The organism is Brevibacillus borstelensis (assembly GCF_037834415.1).
GTDB lineage: Bacteria > Bacillota > Bacilli > Brevibacillales > Brevibacillaceae > Brevibacillus > Brevibacillus borstelensis_A.
This window is the reverse complement of record NZ_JAUMSJ010000051.1, coordinates 1-20,798: the sequence shown is the minus strand read 5'-3', so window position 1 is coordinate 20,798 and position 20,798 is coordinate 1. Positions and strand designations below refer to the sequence as shown.

The window sequence follows — 20,798 nt, the reverse complement described above, 5'->3', positions numbered from 1 at the left end:
AAGAACCGGTGTCTTTTTCAACTGTTTGCAAAAGAGAACGCGGCTTCCTCCCATATACGATGGGACTGGTATCTTTCGTAAAAGGGCAGGGCATTATAAAAAATATTTATGGGCAAGGCCCTTGCTTAGAGCTGGAGGATGTATTGAATTCATCTGCAGCCATCAGATCAGTCAAAGGAGCAAAAGCATGAACCTGACACCAGAGCAGCGCGTCACTTTGCATGGCTTCAATAATCTCACCAAGTCTTTGAGCTTCAACATGTACGATATTTGCTATACAGAAACAAAAGAAGAGCGCGAAGCGTACCTGGCCTATATCGATGAACAGTACAATGCCGACAGGCTGACGGCGATCTTGAAACATGTCGCGGAGATCATCGGGGCGCACGTACTGAATATTGCAAAACAGGATTACGTTCCCCAAGGGGCCAGCGTGACCTTGCTCGTATCGGAAGGGCCTGTCGTCGAAGTCCCGGACGAGTCATTCGAGGAATCCCCCGGCCCCCTCCCTGAATCCGTAGTCATGGCGTTGGACAAGAGCCATATTACCGTTCATACGTACCCGGAGTACCACCCAGATGAGGGGATCAGCACGTTTCGCGCCGATATCGACGTATCTACCTGCGGAGAAATATCGCCGTTGAAGGCGCTCAATTACTTGATCCATTCGTTTGATACGGACATTATGACGATTGATTACCGGGTCAGAGGCTTTACCAGAGACATTTGCGGCCACAAGCTGTTTATTGACCACGAGATCAGCTCGATCCAAAACTACATACCGGATGAAGTCAAAAGCCAGTACCATATGATCGACGTCAATGTCTACCAGGAGAATATCTTTCATACCAAGTGCAAGCTGAAAAACTTTGACCTGAACAACTATCTGTTCGGACGGACAAAAGAGAAGCTTAGCGAGCGGGAACAGCAGGAAATAACCGATCGATTGACCATTGAGATGGACGAAATCTTTTACGGAAAAAACATCGCGATGAATGGAACATAAGTTAATGAGAGGAATGATGTAAAAACTCCCAACCTGTTTTCGATCCGGCAATGGAGCAGGTTGGGAGTTTCAGCAGCCGCGGTACTTTTGCATATTGCGTTGAGCAAGCACAATGTACTTGTCCAGTTGCTGACTCAGTTCAACAACGGTTTCATCCTGAAAACCCTTGTTTTTGACCAAATGATGCAGCTGTTTCTTCAAGTCCTCAATGATCTGGCATTTCATGATCTCCTTCAGTGCGTGAATCTTTTCAAACGCTTTTAAGCTGTTGATGTAGCTTTCCATTCCTTCGTCAATCTGTCCGGTTCTTACTTGATAGTAGCCCTTTCTTTGGTAATACATTCCGATCGAAAGATGCTTATAGGGTGTCCCCGCCCTTTTCGGCAATAGCTCCTCTTCTTTTTCGATTAACTCGGTGATTTTATCCATGTTCCCGGTCTCTAAATAAATGTCCAGCAGTTCGTTCACCACGTGGATTCTGTTTTCTTGCCCAAGCTCCCGCAGGTACGTATTCAACATCGGGATCGCATCGTCGTACTGTTTCTTTGCAACCTTGATAGCGGCGCGGTTGATCTTGGTAGAGTCGCTAACAAAGTCATACGTAAACCTTCCGAATACATCGAGGTGTTTTTCTGCTTCATCAAACCGATCCAGGAAGTAATAGCAGTTGATCATAGCCAAATAAGCTCTGGCTTTGAGCTCCGTATCTGCTGTTTCCAGTGCGAGTCCCGATTGGCACAATTCGATACAGTGCTCGTATTTTTGGATTGCAAAGGCTTGAAGCGCCATTCTGAAGTAAAAAATAATTTTTTGATCCTTGGAAAGAAAATCAATGTAGTATAATATCTCTTCTCCATCCTTAAAAGATTCTTCCATGCGCTTCAAATCAAGTCGCTCGATCAAATAGGCCTGTAGCAAACCTTTCGCGATAAATTGCGGGATGTTTTGTTCTCTTGCGAACTTTACAATCAATTTGAACAGCACTAACTTCGACTCAGTATCGGTAAGCGTATCCGCGAGGTCGTACAGCTGCTCTATAGCTGTATACGTTTCTTCGAGAGGCGATTCGAGGAGCTTTAGAGCCACTTTTAAAGTCAATGTCTGGTTGGAAAAATGAATGGCTTCCTGCAAAAGCTCGCGCAGCGTGTCGACCCGCTGCTCGGCTTCGATGTAATGCTCGACTATTTCCAGAAAGGAGATTCCCAGCACATTTGCGATAGGTTTGATCGTTCCGAGTTCAGGGCATTTCATGTCTCCGAATTCTATCTTTGAAATTACGTCTTTGTGTACGCCGGATATATTGGTAAGCTGGGTGATTGTCAAATTTTCTCGCTCCCGGTATCTCTTGATGATATCGCCGATGGTCATATTGTGAAGTTCGTCCGCACTGCCCCCCATGATTCTCACCTTCCAATAATATCTCGAAATTCCCGAACTCCATTTATTGTTAAACAATGCACATTACCCATAGTTTGTAAATTTTTTGAAATTGAAAATGTCCTATTCCAATCTCCAATCCCTCTACCGCTTGATCCACAATTTCGAAAAGTCAACCCAGCCAAACGACTCAATGGACAATCCCTTCAGCGCAGGGTGATAACGCGCCTTTTTCTGCATATGAAAGCCGTACAAGAGCCAATTCTCCTCCCGGATCAGCTGTTCAATTTGATCGATCACCTGTGCACGTTCGGCTTCCTCCGGGAGACGGACGAAGTCCCGCAAATGCCGTTCCAGCCGCTCGTGCTGCTCAGAATGGAAAAACCGGTGCAAAAAGGTGCCTTCATCCCTAAACAGACGCAGCAAGCCCCATTCCACATCCTTCTCCAGCACCTCGGCCGCGATTATCATGTCCGCTTCATCCTCCAGCCGTCTAGTCAAGGTTTCGTGGAGGTCAAAGCTGTGGAGCGAAAGCCGCAGGCCGATCGCTTCACAACGCTGCTGCAGCCAGCTCGCATTCTCGCTTTCTTCCTTTTTGTCGCAAAAGTATAGCCGCATCGTTTCGCCTGCATATCCGCTTTCATCTAGCAGCGCTTTGGCATCTGCCAGGGAAGTTTCCGGGTAACGAGCCCGTTTGCTTTTTTCCGGCAAGAAGCTGTCAGCCGGTGCCGCACATGAGCCTTTCCGCTGATTCAGCAAAAGCCGCCGGTCAAACAGAAGCCGCATCGCCTTGCGGAAGGACGGATGGTGTTGGATGCCGGGGCGGCGAAAATTGAAGATCAGAAAGCGGCAGCCAAACTCTTGGTAGGCGAGCTGATTGCCTGTGTGTTCCTCTTGGGTGCTGACTTCCTCCAGCGCAGGGAGCTGGTATTGGCGCTCGCTCGAACCGATATCCGGAATCAGCCACAGCTCTACCCGATCCAACCATGCTCTCTCCCGGAAGTAGTCGTCAAAGGCTTCCAGAACGAGCACCTGATCCGTGCAGGAGGCCATCCGGAACGGTCCCGTACCGACGATAGCCCGCTCGGAAAACTCGACGTCCCATGGTAGGACAGACATTGTCACGGAGCTGAAAAAGTGCAGAAAAAAACGGTTGGGCCGGCGAAGGTGAAAGGTGACGGCATAGTCGCTAACCGGCTCTGCCCGTTCGATATCTTCATACTGCCAGCGGGAGGGAGAGCGCACCTCCCAAATCCGCTGCAGCGTGTGGAGCACATCTCTGGAAGTCATCGTTCGCCCATGGTGAAACCGCACCCCTTTGCGCAGATAGAACGTCCACACAGTCCATTCCCGATTGCTCTCCCATGCATGGGCCAAGGACGGCAGGAAGCGCTTTGTCTCCGGGTCAAAGGCGACCAGCGTCGAGCACAGCTGCTCCAGAAAATAGGCTTCGGATGCGGAAAAGACGAAAGCCGGGTCCAGTGAGGCCAGCTTTCGATGCCGTGTCACCCGCAGCACGTCCAGCCGGGAGGATTCGGTCTGCTCCACCTGAAAACCGAGCTTTGTTTCCAGCAAGCCGCGCAGCTTGTCTCGAAGCAGCACAGGCAGGTCTTTTTGCGAAATGAAATCGACAGCGTCCTTCATGCGTCCTTTCGCCAGCAATTCGTGAAAGTATTCCTCGACTGTCTCATTCAGCGTGCGAAGGATCGTCAGCCGTGAAACGTTTCCCCGGCCTACCCCCGCCCGCCATTCGATGAGCCCTTCTGCCGCCAGTCTGCGCAAGATCAGCTTGACGTTGCGCGGGGTGCAGTAAAGCGCCTTCGCCAAGGCTTCTACGGTAACAGGGAGGACAAGCCCTTTTTCCGACGTGGCCTGAAGCGACAGCAAAATACGAATGAAATGTTCCTTGTAGTGCAAGGCTGTTCCCCTCGATCTCCGTGAAAAGGTGAAGTTTTGTTTTCAATCTTACCCTTTTTCTTCTCCTTTTCCCAGCTAGAATGAATCATACAAAACAAAACAGTCACACTCCGGAGGTGAACAGCTTTGGGCTTTCTACAACTTCATCCCGCTATTCGAATCCGCATTCTCACTTCGTTTTTGACCAGGGCTGTAGGAACGATGATTTTCCCATTCATGGCGATTTATTTTTCGGAAAAGCTGGGACAGGGGCTGGCTGGCGTACTGATGCTGGCGAACGTCGCCGCACAGATTGTGACCAGCTTTTACGGCGGGTATTTTGCCGATCGTTGGGGCAGGAAAAAAGTGATGGTGTACGCCCAAGCTGTTCAATTGTTCGCGTTCGCCACGATGACGCTCGCCAATTCGCCGCTTGTCGAGTCCGCTTGGCTGACCTTTGCCATGATGCTTGTGCAGGGCGCTTGCAACGGAATGATCAATCCGGCAGCGGATGCCATGCTCATTGACGTCAGCACGGCGGAAAATCGCGGCTTGATGTACAGCATCAACTACTGGTCGGTGAATCTGTCGATCGCGATCGGGGCGATGTTTGGCGGATTGCTGTTTGCCACGCATCGATTCGAGCTGTTTTTCAGCCTGACCTTGGTCGGTCTGTTGACATTGGCGCTGACGGCTTTTTTTATCGAGGAGACCTATCGTCCCGATCCGAAGCATGATTCGCAGAAAAAGGGGACGGGCATTCTGCGGGGGATGGCGAATAATTACAGCCTGGTCATGAAGGACAAGCTCTTTGTGCTCTACAGCCTGGGGGGACTGCTCCTGTTGTCGCTGGAGTTGCAGACCGCCAATTACGTCGGCGTGCGGCTGCAGCAGGAATTTGTCGCGCAGCAATTTTATTTTCCGGGCGGGTTTTCCCTGGAAATAACAGGTATCAAGGTGTTGAGCATGATTCAACTTCTCAATACGGTAACCGTGATCAGCTTGGCCATGTATGTGACGAAGCTGATCAAAAGGTTCGACGACAAGCGAGTTCTCTACGCCGGCTTTTTCTTGTACACGGTCGGCTACAGCATCATCGGCTGCAGCAATACGCTGTGGCTGATCGCCGCGGCAGTGCTGGTCGCCACGGTCGGGGAACTGATGTACGTGCCAGTCAGACAAACCTATTTGGCAGAGATTGTAAAGGCGGAAGCCAGAAGCTCCTACATGGCCGTCAACGGGCTGGTCATTCAGGGAGCCAAAGCGTTTGGGGCGCTGGGCATCAGCGTGGGGGCGGTGCTTCCTTCGGGCGCAATGGCGGCGCTGTATTTCCTGATGGGAATGGCAGGTCTTCTCCTGACCCGGTTCGTCCTGATCCGTTACGGCCGGGAGAAGAGCAGCCGCACCCATCGGGGGCAGGTCTCTCTGGAGGCGTAGACAGACAAAAAAGACGCAATTATCCGATGGGGTGGCTGCGTCTTTTTTCGTATTGATTCAACCGGCCAGCGTCACAGGTTCCACAAGACTTCGGCAAAATTGGAGACGGCGGTTCGCAAATGCCGGTTAAAGGTTGCCCGGCTCATGCTGCACGCTTCGCAAGTTGCCACAGCATGATAGAGGAGTTTTTCCTTTGTCGGACTTCCGTGTTTAGGCGAAAACAAACGAAAACGGAAGCAATCACGAGAATGATGGAATGAAACTGACGAAAAAAAGATATTTTAGTATATTATCGAATTAGCAATTTACCGTAATAAAGTATACACTCTAGTACGTGAAGTACTTAAAAATATTTATAACCATTAAACATGGTTTATCATTCAGGAGGGTATACAAGATGAAGAAAATAGGCGCACTGTGGATGGTATGCGGGATCATCCTCTCGCTGATTACCGGATGTTCCGGCGCCAATTCCGCCAATGGAGACGACAAAACATTGGTGATCGGGATTGACGATAAATTCGCGCCGATGGGATTCCGCGATGAGAATAACGAAATCGTCGGCTTTGATATCGATTATGCGCGGTCGGCAGCCGAAAAGATGGGTTACAAGGCGACCTTTCAGCCGATCGACTGGAATGCAAAGGAATCCGAGCTCCACAGCGGACGCATTGATTTGATCTGGAATGGATATACAATTACCGACGAGAGAGAGCAGAAGGTACTGTTTACCAAGCCGTACCTGAAAAATTCGCAAGTGGTGGCGGTTCTGGCGAATTCGAATATCAGCAAGCTGGACGATCTGACCGGAAAAGTGCTCGGTCTGCAGGCCCAGTCTTCCGCAGCTAACGCACTGAATGCCAGCGTGTTGAAAGACAAGGTGAAAAGCGTCACAGAGTTTAAAGACAATGTACTGGCGCTGAGCGATTTGAAAATCGGCCGCATCGATGCGGTCGTGATCGACGAGGTAGTGGCACGGTATTACATGTCCAAGGAAAAAGACACCTTCAAGCTGTTGGATGAAAGCCTTGCGCCTGAAGAGTACGGAATCGGCGTGAAAAAAGGAAACGAACAGCTGCTGGAGCAGCTTCAAAAAGCGCTCGACGCGATGAACCAGGACGGCACGGCGGCAAAGATTTCCGAGAAGTGGTTTGGCGAGGACAAGGTTTTAAAGTAATAGAGAAAACCGGATTGTTTTTCAAATCCGGTTTTGCCTTTTGTACGATCGGAAGATTTCGCGCAGTCTCATTTTTGGAAAGCGACCGAGAGTGAGCTGCGTGTCGTAAGGAGCCAATCAAGTATGGATATGAATTATTTGCTCAGAATTACGGGTCCCATGCTGGAAGGGGCGCAGATGACGGTTCTGCTGTTTTTTATCGCCATCATCGCTTCTTTGCCGCTAGGCTTTGTGCTTACGCTGATGGCAAACAGCAAGAGCAAGCCGCTTGCCTGGTTTGCCCACACCTATATATACGTGGTGAGAGGAACGCCGCTGCTTTTGCAGCTTCTGTTTATCTGCTTTGGGCTGCCGATCATTCCCGTCATCGGCGACTACCTCGTCATGGATCGCTTCATCGCGGCCTGTCTCGGCTTTATCCTCAACTATGCGGCCTATTTTGCCGAGATTTTCAGAGGAGGACTGCTGGCGATTGACAAGGGGCAGTACGAGGCTGCCCAGGTGCTCGGCTTGAACAGATGGCAAACGACCACGAAAGTTATCGTTCCGCAGATGATTCGCGTCGCACTGCCGGCGATCGCCAACGAGTCGATCACGCTCGTCAAGGATACGGCGCTTCTGTACGCCGTGGCTGTCCCTGAGCTGCTGTATTTCGCGCAGACCGCAGTCAACCGTGATTTTACGATTGCTCCCTTTTTCATAGCCGGCATCATTTATTTGCTCATGGCTTTCGTATTGACGCTGTTTTTCAAAGCGCTGGAGCGACGGTTCAAATTTGAGTAAGGGACTGGAGACGAATGGGAATCATCGAAGTAACCAATTTGAAAAAATCTTTTGGTACGCTGGATGTGCTAAAGGATGTCACCTTTAAGGTCGGCAAAGGCGAGGTCGTCGCGGTGATCGGTCCGTCGGGCTCGGGCAAAAGCACTATGCTCAGAAGCCTTGTGCATCTGGAGCAGGTGAGTGGCGGCAGCATCGCTGTGGAGGGCGATTACCTCGTAAAGGACGGCGTCTATGCAAATTCGCAAGGGATCAAGCGCATCACATCGAAAATGGGAATGGTGTTTCAGCACTTCCATCTCTTTCCCCATCTCACGGTGCAGGAGAACCTTGAGCTGGCACCCAGACTCGTCAGGGGGGCGTCGGCAGGGGAAATTCGGCAGAAAAGGGACGAGCTGCTGCAAAAGGTAGGCTTGACCGACAAGAAGGAGGCATATCCGGCCAGGCTCTCAGGCGGCCAGAAGCAGCGGGTGGCGATCGCCCGGGCGCTGATGATGAACCCGGCGATCATGCTGTTTGACGAGCCTACCTCTGCACTGGACCCGGAGCTGACAGGCGAGGTGCTGCAGGTGATCAAGCAGCTGGCCGAAGAACATATGACGATGGTCGTGGTCACGCACGAAATGGGCTTTGCCAGAGAGGTGGCGGACAAAATCGTCTTTATGGACAATGGCGAGATCGTCGAATCAGGCTCGCCGGATCAGCTCTTCCACGACGCCAAGCACGAGCGGACAAAAGCGTTTCTGCACCGTTCCCTGAAGTAGCGGGGGCATTGAAAAATCCGCTCCAAATCGCAGCAATACAGCTGGAACTTTTCACTCGGAGATGGTAAAATCCAGACATATAATGGCACAAGAACCATGAGGTGAAAAGTAGATGGAGCAAAACAAATCGAGCGTTGCCGGAGCAGGGGAAGAAGCGAAAAAAGTAAGTCTGGCCGAAGCCGCTAAGCGCATGCTGGAACAGAAGAAGCAATCTCAGCAGGGAGCGAAAGCCCAGCAGAAGCATCAAGCGGCGGGCAATCAGATGATGAAGAGCCAGCAGACAAAGAAGATCAGCAATCAGCGCAGAAAAATGGGCGTGTAAAACAGCATAGCGATTGACAAGGCCAGTTGGACATAACCAGCTGGCTTTTTTTATTTGCTATTCCGGGGAGCGAAACAAAAAACCGAGAAGAATTGCAAGTGCTGGAAGGATTCACTAATGTGATAGAGAAGAATAGAAAATTGTCAAAACCTTTACACATTTGAACCGAAAGAGGAATCTTCCATGAAATATAAAACGAAGCTGCTGATTGGCTTTGGCATCCTGCTGGTGCTCATGCTGGTGCTCCTCGGCACGATTTCCAATGCGCTGACGCACTTGACCAAAAACATCAACGAGATTGTCGATGACAGGTACATGAAGCTGAAAGCGGCCAACAGCATGCAAAATCACGTCAACAACATGAGCAGACTGGTGGCCGGGATCGTCCTGGATGAAACGCCCCAGGGCATCAACAAGGACAAGAGGTCTCTGGAAGAATCGATCAGCAAGGCTTCTGCCGCTCTGGCCGTCCTGACGCAAAAAACGGACCATGACCGCACCAAAGTGCTGCTCGGCAATATTGCTTCCGAATACCAAATCTACACGCAAATGTCCAGAAGGATCAGCGAACTGGCGGAGGCTGGGCAAAAGACTGAAGCGATCAACCTGATCAATGCGCAGATGAAAGATCAGAAGGATGAGTTATTCTACATGATCGACAACGTCAAGGCCTTGCAGGAATCGCTTTTGGACGACGCTTACGACCGATCCATGGAGCAGTACGGGTTCGTCAAAACGCTGTCCTTGTACCTGATGATCTTCGGGCTTTTGGTGGGGAGCGCCGTAACGGCCTGGGTCATCCGGGGGATCAGCAAAAACTTGACGGGCATTACTTCGATTATTTCGACAGTCGGGTACAGGTCGACGGACAAGTTCCCGCGCATTCCGATCACAAGTCGGGATGAGATCGGAGACATAGCCAGAGCTTTTAATGAAATGGCCCAGACGCTGGAGGAGCATGCCGAGCAGGAGAAAGAGTTCACGCTGGCCATGCAGGAGCACAGCTGGCTGAAGACCCAGCTCGCCGAGATCACATCGACTTATCAAGGGGTGCAGGACATCAACAAGCTGGCGGAGCTGCTAATCCGTAAAATTACCCCTTTGGTTGGGGCGAGCTACGGCGTCTTTTACGTCAGGGAAGGGAATTCCGGCGGTACGCGGTTTTTGAAGGCAGGCACCTATGCTGGAGAATCGCAGGAAATCGGGGTGCTCGCGATCGAGGAAGGCGAGGGCTTGGTAGGGCAGTGCGCAGTGGAGAACAAAATCATCCAGCTGTCCAGGCTGCCGGAGCAGTACGTGAAGATCTCTTCCGGGCTGGGCAGCTCGCCGCCTACCTCTCTGATCCTGTTGCCGATCTCGCATGAAGGACAAGTGCTGGCCGTGCTGGAGCTTGCCTCGTTTCTCCCGTTAACGGAGCTGCAAAAAAATTTGCTGGAGGAAGTCGCCGCCACCATGGGAACGGCCATCAACAGCATTTTCGTCCACATGCAGGTGCGCAAGCTGCTGAAGGAATCGCAGACATTGACAGAGGAACTGCAAAGCCAGTCCGAGGAGCTGCAGCTGCAGCAGGAAGAGCTACGCAGCATCAACGAGAAGCTGGAGGAGCAGTACAAAAACTCCGAGTTGAAGGCCAAAGAGCTGGAAAAGGTGAAGGAAGAGCTCGAAAAGCAAGCCGAGCAGGTACAGAAGGCATCCCAGTACAAATCGGAATTCCTCGCCAACATGTCTCATGAGCTTCGCACGCCGTTAAACAGCTTGCTGATCCTGTCGCAAATCCTGTCAGAGAACAAAGAGAAGAATCTGACGGAGAAGCAAGTGGAATATGCCACCACCATTTTGACTTCAGGGAAAAACCTGCTTTCCCTGATCAACGAAATTTTGGACCTGACCAAGGTCGAATCAGGCAAAATGGAGATCAACAGGAGCGAGGTTTCGATCAAGTCCATCGGCATTTTTGCCGAACGCGGCTTTCGCCCGCTCGCGATTCAAAAAGGGTTGGGATTTTCCGTGGAAATCGCAGACGACGTGCCGGACAAAATTTGGGCGGATGAGCAGCGGCTGCGGCAGATTATCACCAATCTGCTGTCGAATGCGTTTAAATTTACGTCTCAGGGCGGGATTCGGCTCAAGGTATCCCGGGAGGAAATCGACCACGCTCCGTACGTCTCGATCGCCGTGCAGGACACAGGAATCGGGATACCGGCGGAGAAGCAGGAAATCATTTTCGAGGCGTTCCAACAAGCGGACGGGACTACCAGCCGCAAGTACGGGGGAACGGGATTGGGGCTTTCCATCAGCCGGGAAATGGCGAAGCTGTTGGGCGGCTTTATCCAGGTGGAAAGCGTCGAGGGAGTCGGAAGTACGTTTACCTTGTATTTGCCGATTGAAGAGGACTACAGCATCGGCTCTGATCCCTACTCCTTGTCGCCGGTTGCAGCAGGCTTGTCTGCGGCTGAGGATCAACCGCCCGTCATCGTGGACAGCGAAGGGCTGATCGGGAAGAAGGTACTGGTGGTCGACGATGACATGCGAAATATATTTGCGTTGACCGCCGCTCTGGAAGAGCGCAATATGACGGTCATCTATGCGGAAAATGGAAGGGAAGGCATCCAGGCCCTGGAGGAGAATCCCGACGTCGAGATCGTGCTGATGGATATCATGATGCCGGAGATGGACGGCTATGAAGCCATCGAAGCAATCCGCAGGATGCCTTCCATGGAAAAGCTCCCGATCATCGCGCTGACAGCCAAGGCGATGAAGCACGACAGGGAGAGATGCATCGAAGCCGGGGCCTCCGACTACATCAGCAAGCCGGTCGAAATGGAACAGCTGATCTCGCTCATGCGGGTCTGGCTGTACAGTCAAAGGGGAAAGGAGTGAGTATCCATTCTTGGCGACAGTCACCCTGAGCGAAAACCGGAAGAGCTCGATGAATTGGAGAAGATCGAGATTAACCTGCTGCTGGAAGGAATTTACCGTCAGTATGGATACGATTTCCGAAATTATAACTACTCATCGATCCGGCGCCGCGTCCGGCACCGGATCCGCATCGAACAGCTCCCCACGATCTCAGCCCTGCAGGAAAAGGTGCTGCATAACCCAAAGGTGATGGAAAAGCTGTTTTCGGACTTTTCCATTAACGTCACCGAGATGTTTCGCGATCCGCTGTTTTTTCTGGCGTTTCGGCAGCATGCTGTGCCTGAGCTGCAGAAGCTTCCCTTTATTCGGATATGGCATGCGGGCTGCTCCACAGGGCAAGAGGTTTTCTCGATGGCGATTCTGCTGCATGAGGAAGGACTGTTGTCCAAAACCAGGCTCTATGGGACCGACATCAATGAGCAGGTGCTGCAAAAAGCGAAAAAAGGCGTTTTTCCGTTGCAAAAAATGCAGCAGTACACGAAAAACTACATGCGGGCCGGGGGGAAGAGAGCCTTCTCCGAGTATTACAACGTGATCAACGGTTCCGTCCAGTTTAAGCCGTTTTTGTCGGACAACATGGTATTTGCCCAGCATAATCTCGTCACAGACCGTTCCTTCAATGAATTTCACGTCATTATTTGCCGGAATGTCATGATCTATTTCAATGAAGCCCTGCAGAACCACGTTCACAGGTTATTGTACGAAAGTCTTTGCGCCAATGGTTTTCTCGGTCTTGGGGATAAGGAAGGAGTTGTGTTTACAACCCATGCGAGCTGCTACGAGGAAGTTGACAGAACCGAAAAGCTTTATCGCAAACTGCCATGACCCTTTGGCAAGCATGCTTGTCACGCAAAGTGAGGGAGCGGGGGAAGCGGAAAACAAGGTAAACATCCTGCTCGTGGATGACCGGAGGGAGAACTTGCTGTCGCTTGAGGCAGTGCTCGATTCTCCCCAGTATCGCCTCGTCTCCGTTCAGTCGGGAGAAGAGGCCCTTCGCTGGGTTCTGAAGGAGGACTTTGCCTGCATTCTCCTCGATGTTCAGATGCCGGGAATCAACGGCTTCGAGACAGCGAAGCTGATCAAGCAGCGGGAGCTGTCGAGGCATATTCCCATTTTGTTCATCACGGCGATCAGCAAGGCGACCGAGCATGTCGTACAGGGATATGAAGCCGGAGCGATCGACTACATTTTCAAACCGTTTCATCCGGACACCCTGCGTATGAAGGTAGAAGGATTTATCCAGCTGTACCGGAAGCAGAAGCAGATCGAGTACCAGCGGGAAATGCTCCGCATCCGCACGCTGGAACTGCAGGAAGCGAACCGAAACCACATGCACACCATGCTGGAGCTGCAAAAAAGCGAAGCGCTCTCCAGGACCATCGTGGAAACGTCCGCAGATACCATCCTTACCTTTGACCAGGAGAGGGTGGTTTTATCTGCCAACCCGATTATCGAAAGCATGTTTGGCTATCGGGTCGAGGAGGTCGTCGGGAAGCCGATCGGCATGCTGCTGTCTTCGCTTGGCAGGGCCGATGAGATCCCGGTGGACAAAATCGTGGAGACAGTCGCGGGCAGAAAGGATGAAAGCGTCTTTCCGGTCGATGTGCAGATCAGAAAGGCGACCATCCAGCAGAGGCACGTCTACGTGTGCTCGATCCGGGATATTACGGAGAGAAAGCAATTGGAGATTGAGCGGAAACAGCACTACCAGCACCTGGAGATGCTGGTGAGCGAACGGACACAGGAGCTGGTGCTCTCGCAGGAGCTGTTTCAAAAGATTTTTCAGTCGAGTCCCTGTCTGATCGCGATCCGGTCATGCGAAGATCGCAGGTACATCGATGTCAACAAAAGCTGGCTTGCTTACACAGGCTACGATTATCAGGAAGTAAAGAACTTCTCTCAAGACCGCCTTGTTCTGACCAAGGACACGTGCAGACAGGAGCGGGCTATCGATCTGGAAGACGCGATCCGAAATGAAAAAATTACGTATGTGACGAAAACGGGCGACATCCGGGAAGGCCTGCTGTCTACGGAGACGATCAAAATTCAGGGCGAGCGATGCATACTGAGCGTGGTTACCGATATTACCGAGAGAGTGTATTTGGAGAAAGAGATTGCTCGCCTGGATCGCTTGCATCTGATCGGCGAGATGGCAGCCGGGATCGCCCACGAAATCCGCAATCCGATGACGACGGTCCGCGGCTTTTTGCAGCTGGAAAAAGGCAATCAGGAGCAGCGGTCTCTGCAATACGTGGATATCATGATCACCGAGCTGGATCGAGCGAATACGATCATTACCGAATTTCTGACTCTCGCCAAAAACAAGACAAGCGATTTGAAAAGGCAGCACCTGTTCCATACGATTGAGCCGCTGCTGCCGCTCGTTCAGGCAGAAGCGGCCCTAAGCGGAAAGAACATGTACACGAAACTGGAGGATTGTCCCGAGCTCTATCTGGACGGCAAGGAAATCCGTCAGCTTTTCCTCAATCTGGCGCTGAACGGACTGGAAGCGATGGAGCGCGGCGGAACCTTGACCGTCAAAACGTACGTCAAGGGCGGAGAAGTCGTTTTGGAGGTAGCGGATCAAGGGCCGGGAATTCGGGAAGATTTGCTCGACAAAATCTGGACCCCGTTCTTTACCACCAAGGCGGAAGGCACCGGACTGGGGTTGGCTGTCTGCTACAGCATCGCCAACCGGCATAGGGCGCGAATCGATGTAGAGACAAGCGCGGCGGGCAGCACGTTCTTTGTGTACTTTCCGATACCGGAAATACGTGAAAACGAGGCTGAAGGATGACCGGGACTGTTCCAGTCTTCCTTTCGTCCGCCTCCCGCAGGTGAAAACCGTCCCTGGACAAAGGGACGGTTTTTCATCAGGTGGGGCGGACCGGCAGGTGGGACAGAGCTTGCTCCTTTAGCACATGTTTCATCACTTTGCCCAAGCCGTTTTTCGGAAGTTCGGCGACAAACACGACCTCCGGAATTTTGTACGCCGCCAGTTTTTCCTCGCAAGCGCGAACGATGTCCGCCTCCGTCAGCGGACTATTTTCGTTCTTGATAACGTACGCCCGCGGCGCCTCGCCCATCGTCTCATGCGGGACGCCAATGACGGCCACTTCCATCACGCCGTCGATCCGGTGAATCACTTCCTCGATTTCGGCCGGATATACATTGTCTCCTCCGTAGAGAATCATCTCTTTGTACCGTCCGGAAATGTACAAAAATCCATTCTCATCGAGCCTGCCGGCATCCCCCATGCGTACCCAGCCGTCGACCAATACCTTCTTCGTAGCCTCGGGATTGTTGAGATAGCCCTTGAAAATATAAGGACTTTTGACAAGCAGTTCACCGGTTTGCCCCGGCGAAAGCTCTTCTCCTGAATCCGGATGGACGACTTTTACCTGGACGCCGGGAAAGAGCTTGCCCACGGACTCTGCCGTATCCAGCCCCATCTGAAGGTTCCAGTGACTGACGAAGGAGGCTTCCGTGCTCCCGTAGCCTTGCCCCATAGGGATGCCCAGCTCGGCGTAGCTGCGGATCAGCGAAGCGGGGACGCGGGTGCCTCCCGACGCTACGTGAACAAGCGAAGAAAGGTCCCGCTTGTTTTGCCTGATCTCCTCCAGCAGGTAGGTGTAAACAGCGGGGAAGGCAAACATCGAGTTGATCTTTTCGCGCTTGATTGTTTTCAATATGGAAACCGGGGCGTCGTCATCGAGAAACACCATCGTATTCCCCAAGTAAACGTTGAACAGGATCATGGATGTGCTGCTCATGTGAAACAGCGGATGAACCGCCAAAAAGCGAAAGCCGGAACGCAGATCGGGATCGATGCAGCGCAGGTATGCGTCGTAGCACCCGTGAGAGATCATGCAGCCCTTGGAAACCCCGGTCGTTCCCGAAGTGAACAGGATCAAGGCGAGATCTTCGTCCGTGACGGCAGCCGCCGGCGGCAGGGAAGGGAGAGGAGCTGCAAAAATGGAGGCGAACGCCTCTGTCAGCTCTCCGTCGGCCTCGACGGCTATCGGGTGTTCGACCAAGTCTTTCACACGAGACAGGGAATGGGCAAAGTCCTCGTCGTAAAACAACACCCTGGGAGCTCCCGTCTGAATGATCCCTTCCATCTCGTAGGCAGTGAGGCGCCAATTGATCGGCATGGCAACGGCGCCCGCCTGCAATACGGCGAACAGGATTGTCGGGAAAGGGTGGCTGTTTTTACACAGGATTCCAACGCGGTCTCCTTTTTGTACCCCGATCGTCTGCAGGTACAGTGAAAGCTGGTTCACACGCTCAAAAAATGTTTGATAGGTAAACCGCTTGTCGCCGGAAACGACTGCCTCCGCATCAGGCGTCCGCTCGGCCCGATCGCGTAAATAAACGTGCAAGCCCGCCATTACGAAACCTCCTGAAAGCTAAAATGGTGTGACAATCTCTGTTTATTCCTATGCGATTAACATTTTATGGAATTCCTGTTTGTTTGCGGCGCCAAGCTTTTGAACCGGCTGGACCCGGTATTGCTCGCTCAGGCGTCAATTGCCGAGGTGAAAGACCCTTGACGGGCGTTCGCGAGAGCCCGTAGGTGCTTGATCATATGCCTTAGCAATTATTTTCCTCTGTGCAGGGGAAATCATGCACGATGGAAAAAGGAGTTGCCGGCAGGAGTGATTCGCTTTCCTTCCGCTGTGCAGCGAGCCCCACAGCTCCATTCGGCCGTTTGTCTGCAGGGTGGCGATGACGGTCTCTACGTGGTTAGGCTGGATGACGGAATGGTACGGAATCCCGGCGGGCCCCACCTGATGCTGGCCTTGCGTAACATCGTCGTCCGACATGAAATAAAGGGGTTCATTCATTCTGTGGACATGTCGCTGTCAAACGCCGATTTTGCCGCTCCGGATGTCTGGGTACGCCGTGGAGAGAGGGATACTGTCCCGTAAAGAGAGTCGCTCTGCTCGGGCAGCATGCCGTAGAACCGACGTAATAGCGCTTGCATTCTACGCCAGTGGAGCGTAAAAACTCCTGGGCGAGTAAATGCTCCGCCCGCCATTTTTGTACCTCTGGACTTTCGTAAACAGGGGGGAAGCGTTCCTCATCGACGATAAAGATGAGAAAGTTGGGGCTGGTCCGGACAGGGGAAGAGCCGTTTAGCATGGAATCACTCCTCGCCTTGGCAAGTAAATAAATTCTTTCTATTTTACGATGGAAAAACTCTATTAGAATGCGCATTGACGCCGAAAAAAGGTGGATGTATAGTTACAAACATAATTCCTATATAAAGGATAGGAATTGTTTGTTTAAAACTGCACGGCTTTCAATCGGAGTCTTTTTATTCATAGGGCCTTGTTTCGTTTTTCCAACAAAAGAAGGGTGGGCGCGTAAGATGGGTGTCACAAGTCAAATTCGTGTTCGCATGGCTGCTCCCGAAGATCGGGAAGCGATCCAAAAGCTGTTGGTGGAAGCGTATGAGGAGTATGAGCATCTTTTGCCTGAAGGAAGATGGGCGGAGTATCGGGAAGAGCTACGCGAGTCGGCCATGGATGACCGACCGCTCGCGCGGATCATTGCCGAATGCGCCGGAGAGATTGTCGGCGCCGTGCAATTGTATGTGTCGGCCGAAGCCGCCTATGGAATGCCGGAGCTTGATATCCACACTCCGATTGTCCGCTATTTGTCGGTATTGCCCAAGGCGAGAGGAAAAGGGGTCGCCACCGGGCTGATCAAGGAGAGCGTCAGGCTTTCGCGCGAGCTCGGTGCATCCGCTTTGCATTTGCATACGACAGACATCATGGCGTCTGCCATCAAACTGTATGAACGCCTTGGATTTGAGCGCGTTCCGGAAAAGGATATCCAGAGCGGCCCGACCTTGGTGAAAAGCTACCGGCTGTATTTGGATCACGCGGGTATTCTGCAGCGTTGCAAGAATCCCGTCCCGGCAATCGTGTTCCGACCGCCGCCATGCAGCGCCGCAACGTGTGCCGGAAGAGGCACACGTCCGAAATAGGCAAATCTGTTATCCGCTCAACATCAAGCGGTTTGCTGCTGCTGACTCTTTTTTTCTTTTCTCTCCCGCATGAACTGGCGAACCATCGTCGCAATGGCAAACGGCGAGTACACAATGCAGATCATGAACCAATGCGAGTAAACGGCGAACGTAAATCCTTTCGGTACCGACACGCTGACGAGAGCCCAGAGCAGGCCAATGGTCAAACAGACAAGGAGAAGCAGCACCTCGGCCAACGGATCAAACCATCGGCCCGACTGTGAAAAGAACCTGATCACGAGCAGGATGACCAAAGTGAAAAACCAAGCCAGGCTGTCGTCCGCATCATCGCTGAAGACAAAGTCGTCAACACGCCAATCGACGAACCAAAAACGGACCATCAAAATTTGCAAAATCCCCAAGCCGATGAGAAGGCCGCGCATTCTCTTGCGGTTTTTTTTCTTTTTCTCCTCCTGTTGTTTCTGCTGCTCTTCTGTCAGGAAAAAGTTGTCGAGCTGATCTGCTTCCGATCCGACCCGAAACGGGAGGGTGCCCTGATACGGCGCTTTCGGTATCGCGTCGATCCCTTCTTTGGCATAAGGGACAGCGCTCAATGCTTTATCCGTAAAAAGGACGGGGACCTGATTGGCTTGAAACACATTCACCCATTCATCAACCGTAGGCTGATCGCCCAAGGTAAAGCTGACCACCTCGTGCTTCCCGTCTGAACTGATGCCGCTCATCATGACTTTGACGACGCGGTAGAAAACAATTTTGCCGCCGGGGCCGTTTGCGTAGGTAGTCGCTTTAACCGAACGCTGATAGTCCATGCCCAGCAAAACGTACTCCATTCCGGCAAACGGGAGAAACACGGTTTGCGCCTCGTTTGTTTTTTTATTGAAAAAAGACGTAAAGTACCCGTCCTGCCGCAACTCCACGATCAGCCGCAGCTCTGTATATTGAAGCAAATTTTTGTAGGAAAAGCGCCCGAGCCAGAAAAACAGCCCGCCGATGCCGGCAATGAACAGAAAGGCAAACAGGTTGTCCCCGGAAATAGCGGCAGCCAGGCCGAACACAGCACAGGCGGCGGCAATCAGAAAGAAAAGGGAAATCATCACCTTATGTGCGATGAGCGCCCAGTTCGGAAGTTCATTGGTAAACAGGCGGTTTGTTTTTCGCTGCATTTCGATCAAGGAAATCACCTCTTTGTGACGACTTGCGAGTAAAAATCGGCAGTGACGATGCGCGTGAACAGTTCGCGTTACCATGAAGTATACGGGCTCGCTTCAGCGAAAATCATCAATTTTTTCCTGAATCTGATGAAAATTGGGAAATAAGTAGCATGTTTGGTTCCATTTTGACCGATTTCGCGATTTCTCTACACTTTTTTGGACAATTTCAAGCAACAAAATCTTCCTTGCTGCGTCTACTAGTATTGATAGAGAAAACTGACAAGCTCGTATAGTACATATCGGGGAACTTTTTTGGCTGTTAGGAGGATTCGAAATTGAAGAAACAAGGCTTTCTCATGGGTTTGTTCGTACTGCTGTTAGGCCTTACGCCGGTCGTCGCAGCAGCCCAGGCGCAAACGGCGTCCAGCGCGTCCGCCGTCGCTTCTGCAGCAGGCAGCGTACAGCTGGGTCTGACGACAGCGCCGCCTGACATCGTGAGCAATGGTTCTGTAGTTGCTCCGACCCCTGCGATCAACGCGGGTTCTGACGCTCCGGCGAACGGAACAAACACGGCACCAATCAACACAGCAGGTCAGCAGCAAGAAATGCGTGCGGCATGGGTAAGCACGGTGTTCAACATCGATTGGCCGTCAAAAGCAGGCCTTCCTGTGGAGCAGCAAAAAGCGGAGTACATCCGCATGCTGGACGAGCTGAAAGCGACCGGAATGAACGCCATTATCGTCCAGGTCAGACCGGAATCGGACGCGATTTACCCGTCCAAGCTCGTTCCGTGGTCCAAGTGGCTGACCGGCACGCAGGGGAAAGACCCCGGCTACGATCCGCTCGCATTCATGATCGAAGAGACGCATAAGCGGGGCATGAAGTTCCACGCCTGGTTCAATCCGTTTCGCGCCAGCACGACAGCAGCAAAGGAAACCCTGGCGCCGCAGCATCCGGCCAAGCTTCATCCGAACTGGGTCGTCGCTCACAACAACTTGCTCATTTACAACCCGGGCATGCCAGAGGTTAGGCAGCATATCGTCGACACCATTATGGAGGTCGTGAACAACTATAATATTGACGGCGTTCATCTGGACGACTATTTCTATCCGTACGGAAAAGAAGACTTCAAGGACGACGCCGCTTTTTCCGCCTACAACCAGGGGCGCTTTGCCACCAAAGGCGATTGGCGCCGCGATAATGTCAACGCCTTCGTCAGAGATCTGTATACGTCGATCAAAAGCGTAAAGCCGCAGGTAGAGTTCGGAATCAGTCCGTTTGGCATCTGGCGCAACGCGAAAGACGATCCGACCGGCTCGGATACGAACGGCCAAAGCTCCTACGACAACCTGTATGCCGACGTGCGGACGTGGATTCGCAGCGGCTGGCTTGATTATGTAGCTCCGCAGCTCTATTGGAGCATCGGCTACAAACCGGCGGCCTACGACAAGCTGGTGCAATGGTGGTCCTTGGAGACGAACGGGACGCCGGTCAAGCTCTACATCGGACAAGGCGCGTACAAGGTCGGCACCAACGCGACGGATTGGGCGTCGAGCAGCGCCATCATCCAGCAGCTCCAGTTCAACAAGTCCTTCCCGCAGGTGCAGGGCAGCATTTTCTTCAGTGCCAAAACGCTGTTGAAGGACACCGCCGGAATTCGCTCCAGCCTGAAGCAATACTATTCGGCAGAGAACCAATGACGATGCGGGCTCGGATGCCGTCGTAATCAACGACAGCCAAACAAAAGTATGCTTCTTGGTCGAAACCGGCGAAACGAAACGCTGAGCCAAGAAGCATTTTTTTATCAATCGTGCCGTAAAACCCCTTGCTTTAGCTATGGGGATATAAGGCACTTTGCTCTGCATCCCCTGTACGGGGGTGCTAAGAGCAAACAAAATAACGTTGTTTGAACATTTTTGTTAGATAAATCTGATACACCTAACAATTTGTGGTATAATTAACCATAGGTGATGG

At 52.1% G+C, this 20,798-nt stretch carries 15 protein-coding genes and 1 pseudogene; 11 read left to right on the top strand and 5 right to left on the bottom strand.

Going from position 1 to position 20,798, the window contains the following annotated elements; all coding sequences use genetic code 11:
- Nucleotides 1–187: 187 nt before the first annotated feature.
- On the top strand, nucleotides 188–1,006 hold the full coding sequence (speD, locus tag Q3F21_RS25100) for an adenosylmethionine decarboxylase (protein WP_340258996.1): 819 nt from the start codon (nucleotides 188–190) through the stop codon (nucleotides 1,004–1,006).
- 69 nt (nucleotides 1,007–1,075) lie between these two features.
- Here the strand turns inward: speD and Q3F21_RS25095 are convergent, their stop codons facing one another.
- Both Q3F21_RS25095 and Q3F21_RS25090 read right to left on the bottom strand, forming a co-directional pair.
- Nucleotides 1,076–2,404: a Spo0E family sporulation regulatory protein-aspartic acid phosphatase gene (locus tag Q3F21_RS25095; protein WP_340258994.1), complete on the bottom strand. Its 1,329-nt coding sequence runs from the start codon at nucleotides 2,402–2,404 to the stop codon at nucleotides 1,076–1,078.
- A 123-nt stretch (nucleotides 2,405–2,527) separates the two neighbouring features.
- Nucleotides 2,528–4,300 carry an ABC transporter substrate-binding protein gene (locus Q3F21_RS25090; protein WP_340258992.1) on the bottom strand — a complete coding sequence of 591 codons (1,773 nt, stop codon included), beginning with the start codon at nucleotides 4,298–4,300 and terminating at the stop codon, nucleotides 2,528–2,530.
- Between the two features lie 126 nt (nucleotides 4,301–4,426).
- Here Q3F21_RS25090 and Q3F21_RS25085 point away from each other — a divergent pair, with 126 nt between their 5' ends.
- The 8 genes from Q3F21_RS25085 to Q3F21_RS25050 all read left to right on the top strand — a co-directional run bounded on the left by Q3F21_RS25085 (nucleotide 4,427) and on the right by Q3F21_RS25050 (nucleotide 14,475).
- Nucleotides 4,427–5,716: an MDR family MFS transporter gene (locus Q3F21_RS25085; protein ID WP_340258990.1), complete on the top strand. Its 1,290-nt coding sequence runs from the start codon at nucleotides 4,427–4,429 to the stop codon at nucleotides 5,714–5,716.
- A 397-nt stretch (nucleotides 5,717–6,113) separates the two neighbouring features.
- A complete protein-coding gene (locus Q3F21_RS25080; RefSeq protein WP_340258988.1) occupies nucleotides 6,114–6,893 on the top strand; it encodes an amino acid ABC transporter substrate-binding protein in 780 nt (259 codons plus the stop codon).
- Nucleotides 6,894–7,016: 123 nt separating this feature from the next.
- Complete coding sequence (locus tag Q3F21_RS25075; protein ID WP_340258986.1) at nucleotides 7,017–7,676, top strand: ABC transporter permease subunit; 660 nt, start codon at nucleotides 7,017–7,019, stop codon at nucleotides 7,674–7,676.
- A 14-nt stretch (nucleotides 7,677–7,690) separates the two neighbouring features.
- A complete protein-coding gene (locus Q3F21_RS25070) occupies nucleotides 7,691–8,437 on the top strand; it encodes an amino acid ABC transporter ATP-binding protein (RefSeq protein ID WP_340258984.1) in 747 nt (248 codons plus the stop codon).
- Nucleotides 8,438–8,549: 112 nt separating this feature from the next.
- The gene (locus tag Q3F21_RS25065) at nucleotides 8,550–8,759 is read left to right on the top strand and encodes a hypothetical protein (protein ID WP_340258982.1); all 210 of its coding nucleotides are present in this window, start codon (nucleotides 8,550–8,552) and stop codon (nucleotides 8,757–8,759) included.
- Nucleotides 8,760–8,942: 183 nt separating this feature from the next.
- Complete coding sequence (locus Q3F21_RS25060; protein ID WP_340258980.1) at nucleotides 8,943–11,639, top strand: ATP-binding protein; 2,697 nt, start codon at nucleotides 8,943–8,945, stop codon at nucleotides 11,637–11,639.
- Nucleotides 11,640–11,693: 54 nt separating this feature from the next.
- Entirely contained in the window at nucleotides 11,694–12,503 is an 810-nt protein-coding gene (locus Q3F21_RS25055) for a CheR family methyltransferase (protein ID WP_340258978.1), read from the top strand.
- Entirely contained in the window at nucleotides 12,445–14,475 is a 2,031-nt protein-coding gene (locus Q3F21_RS25050; protein WP_340258976.1) for a PAS domain S-box protein, read from the top strand. Before Q3F21_RS25055 ends, Q3F21_RS25050 begins: the two co-directional genes overlap by 59 nt.
- A 76-nt stretch (nucleotides 14,476–14,551) precedes the next feature.
- Here the strand turns inward: Q3F21_RS25050 and Q3F21_RS25045 are convergent, their stop codons facing one another.
- The gene (locus Q3F21_RS25045) at nucleotides 14,552–16,069 is read right to left on the bottom strand and encodes a class I adenylate-forming enzyme family protein (RefSeq protein WP_340258974.1); all 1,518 of its coding nucleotides are present in this window, start codon (nucleotides 16,067–16,069) and stop codon (nucleotides 14,552–14,554) included.
- A 464-nt stretch (nucleotides 16,070–16,533) separates the two neighbouring features.
- Nucleotides 16,534–16,823 (bottom strand): annotated as a pseudogene (locus Q3F21_RS25040) (sulfatase-like hydrolase/transferase); the annotation flags it as partial.
- 229 nt (nucleotides 16,824–17,052) lie between these two features.
- Between Q3F21_RS25040 and Q3F21_RS25035 the strand changes: the two are divergent.
- The gene (locus tag Q3F21_RS25035; RefSeq protein WP_340258972.1) at nucleotides 17,053–17,673 is read left to right on the top strand and encodes a GNAT family N-acetyltransferase; all 621 of its coding nucleotides are present in this window, start codon (nucleotides 17,053–17,055) and stop codon (nucleotides 17,671–17,673) included.
- 23 nt (nucleotides 17,674–17,696) lie between these two features.
- Here Q3F21_RS25035 and Q3F21_RS25030 read toward each other — a convergent pair whose 3' ends face one another.
- Nucleotides 17,697–18,845 carry a hypothetical protein gene (locus tag Q3F21_RS25030; protein WP_340258969.1) on the bottom strand — a complete coding sequence of 383 codons (1,149 nt, stop codon included), beginning with the start codon at nucleotides 18,843–18,845 and terminating at the stop codon, nucleotides 17,697–17,699.
- Nucleotides 18,846–19,159: 314 nt separating this feature from the next.
- Here Q3F21_RS25030 and Q3F21_RS25025 point away from each other — a divergent pair, with 314 nt between their 5' ends.
- Nucleotides 19,160–20,524 (top strand): glycoside hydrolase family 10 protein, encoded by a 1,365-nt coding sequence (locus Q3F21_RS25025; RefSeq protein ID WP_340258967.1) that lies wholly within the window; start codon nucleotides 19,160–19,162, stop codon nucleotides 20,522–20,524.
- Nucleotides 20,525–20,798: the final 274 nt, after the last annotated feature.